Origin of the sequence: Streptomyces canarius (assembly GCF_014650735.1) — a bacterium.
In the GTDB taxonomy this organism is placed as follows: domain Bacteria; phylum Actinomycetota; class Actinomycetes; order Streptomycetales; family Streptomycetaceae; genus Streptomyces; species Streptomyces olivaceoviridis.
This window is the reverse complement of sequence record NZ_BMVN01000199.1, coordinates 1-947: the sequence shown is the minus strand read 5'-3', so window position 1 is coordinate 947 and position 947 is coordinate 1. Positions and strand designations below refer to the sequence as shown.

1 protein-coding gene is annotated in these 947 nt (G+C 68.3%); it reads left to right on the top strand.

All coding sequences use genetic code 11. The features are described 5' to 3' along the window. The first annotated feature begins 48 nt into the window (after positions 1-48). Positions 49-923 (top strand): IS5 family transposase gene (locus IE294_RS46855; RefSeq protein ID WP_373315978.1). Its coding sequence is split into 2 segments (ribosomal slippage): positions 49-442 and positions 442-923, totalling 876 coding nucleotides; the frame shifts between segments, so codons are not numbered across the junction. Positions 924-947: the final 24 nt, after the last annotated feature.

Genomic DNA, 947 nt, shown 5'->3' with positions numbered 1-947 from the left:
CTAGGGTCTGTTGCGAAAGTGGATCTTGTTCGTTGATGATCACGTCCTGTGGGACGTGGGGATCTGACGAACGGCCAGTGGGCCCGGCTTGAGCCGTTGCTGCCGCGGGGCATCAAGCCGGGTCGTCCGCAGGTGTGGACGCGGCGGCAGCTGATAGACGGCATACGGTGGCGGACCCGGACCGGTGCCCCCTGGCGTGACGTGCCCGAACGTTACGGGCCGTGGGACCGGGTTTATGACCTGTTCCGGCGCTGGCAGCGGGACGGCACCTGGGCGAGGATCCTCACCCAGCTCCAGGCCGAGGCCGATGCGGAGGGCCTGATCACCTGGGACGTGAACGTCGACTCCACCGTCTGCCGGGCTCATCAGCACGCTGCCGGCGCGGCGAAAAGGGGGATCTCCAGAAGGAACCGCCCGGCGGGATCTTCGTCGAGCCGGCCGACCACGGTATCGGGCGATCCCGCGGCGGGCTGACCAGCAAAATCCACCTCGCGGTCGAGCAGGGGCAGAAGCCCTTGTCCGTCGTGATCACGGCCGGGCAGCGGGGCGATTCCCCGCAGTTCGAAACGGTCCTGGAAGCGATCCGGGTGCCGAGGCTGGGGCTCGGCAGGCCGCGCAAAAGGCCGGACCGGGTGCGGGCCGACAAGGCGTACGACTCCCTCAGCAACCGCTCCTACCTGCGCAGACGCGGGATCAAAGCCACCATCCCCGTCCCTGCGGACCGCGTCCGCAACCGGCTCAGGCGCGGCTCGCGCGGCGGGCGTCCACCGGCGTTCGACAAGGACGACTACAAGCAGCGGCACGCGGTCGAGTGCGGGATCAACCGGCTCAAGCGCCACCGGGCCGTCGCCACCCGGTACGACAAACTCGCCGTCCGTTACGAAGCGACCGTGCTGGTCGCAGCCATCAACGAGTGGCTGTGACCAGCACTTTCACAACAGACCCTA